This window comes from Klebsiella sp. HMSC16A12 (assembly GCF_001808265.1).
Classification (GTDB): domain Bacteria; phylum Pseudomonadota; class Gammaproteobacteria; order Enterobacterales; family Enterobacteriaceae; genus Klebsiella; species Klebsiella pneumoniae.
On sequence record NZ_KV792581.1, the window covers coordinates 1 to 1,967 of the forward strand.

Annotated in this window: 1 protein-coding gene; it reads left to right on the forward strand. The window is 36.1% G+C overall.

Translation table 11 applies throughout. The features are described 5' to 3' along the window. Nucleotides 1–186 precede the first annotated feature (186 nt). Nucleotides 187–1,878, forward strand: a complete 1,692-nt coding sequence (locus tag HMPREF3140_RS09415; RefSeq protein ID WP_016946333.1) for a hypothetical protein — start codon at nt 187–189, stop codon at nt 1,876–1,878. Nucleotides 1,879–1,967: the final 89 nt, after the last annotated feature.

Below are 1,967 nucleotides of genomic sequence, written 5' to 3' on the forward strand. Positions count from 1 at the left end.
GGAAGCCACGGGAGCACCTCAAAAACACCATCGTACACTAAATCAGTAAGTTGGCACCATTACCCTGTGTTAGAGTCATACATGACAAAACGGCCAGAATAAAGGTAAAAAGCTGAGGTGATTGCAGGACATTGTAGGGTAAACTGATCAGGTTGATCTTATCACTAACTGTTTGGAAACTATCGAATGGACAACAATAATATTCCGCTAATCTATCTTTTAAACACAAATTTTGATTCTGACAAGGTACTACAAGCATCTGGGTTTAATGCACATAGATATAACTTGAATGGTTATGTTCGTCAAGAACAGTCTTATCTTCCTAAATCAATTTCTTATTTACATAGAATCCCTGAAAATATTCACGAGGCTGAAATTATAGTTATCGATACCAAGCTGAGTAACTTTAGCCATGGTGAGGGGATTTCGTCTTCATTGAGTGTGTATTTTGAACATGCTCCCTCTTATGTAGACTTGCTTCCTCTCGATATGTCCATAATCAGCAATCAAATCTTTTCTACTAAAAAAAAACAAACAGTAATTATTTTTTGCGATAGTAATACTGAAACAGAATATGAAGTGGTAAATGGTCCTCTAAGGAACCATCAAAAACTTCAATATAAGACCTATGATTTTAATAATAGCTATCTTGGTGTCATTGATAGGTCAGGAAGTCGCTTTAAAAAGCCAGATAAAGTGATTGCTAAAGATTTAACAGATCTAATATTTAAGTACTCACACAGCAGTAATTATAATGTTGTTTTTGATGGAGTTAATGATGATGATATTATTTTGGCTGAAAATGAAAGTGGGGAGGCTATCTCTTTTGTAAGAGGTATAAAAGAAAAAATCTTTATCTTTTTCCCGGTAATTTATAACAAAAACGAATTCTTAAGTGATTTATTTAGCAACGTTTTACCTGACATCCCTCTTTTTGAAGATCTCTTCCCAAACAATGGGAGCTTTCAGTGGATAAATAGCGATTCATATGTTTCTTTTGAAGAAAAAACAAAATCCATTGAGATTGAAAAACTAAAAACCGAGTATGAAGAAAGTCTTTTAAAATTACAAAGAGAGCTAATTGATTTATCTAACAAAGATGAGAATTTAAAAACAAAAGCTTTACTCACTGCTACTGATGATGAACTTGTATTTTCGGTTAAGTGGTTTCTTCAATATATTGGCTTTGAAAACGTAATTGCTCCTGACGAAAATGTTGATCAAGGAAATGGTGAAGTTCTTGAAGAGGATTTGTATATAGAAACATCTTCAAAAACATATCTTTTTGAAGTAAAAGGAATTGGCGGAACTTCATCTGATGATCAATGTGCTCAGATTTCAAAGATAGTTTACCGTCGTGAAACGGCTAATCCTGATCATATTTACAAAGGCGTTTATATAGTAAATCATCAACGCCATAAAAACCCGAAAGAGCGAAAAAATCCACCATTCTTCGAACAACAGGAGCTTGATGCTGCAATAGCTTATAGAGGCATGACTTACACATATGAACTCTTCCAAGTGTATCACATGATTGAGTCAGGCATACTCGATAAATCTGATGTAAGAGAAGCATTCAACCAGCGCGGCCTTATAGATTTCCGCAAATCATTGAAAGCCCTAACCTGCGACCATACCTTTCGTGGGATCAATGTGTACTCTTTTGACCTTACGAGAACACCCGACACGACGATAAGCAATAAAGATAGGATTGTAGTGAAGGATGATGACAATCATTGGCACTTGCTATCGATTACCGAGATACAGGTAAACAAAAAGCCAATCGATGAAGCAACAGCTGATAGTGGTGGTAGTGCCGGGGTGAAAGTAGACAGACTTATACCAGGGGCGAGAGAATTCTTCCTTTTGAAAAAATAAACAGAAGAAGCCCTAACGGGCTTCTGGTGATGCTACCAACTTACTGATGTAGTGTATAATGGTGTTTTTGAGGTGCTCCCGTGGCTTCC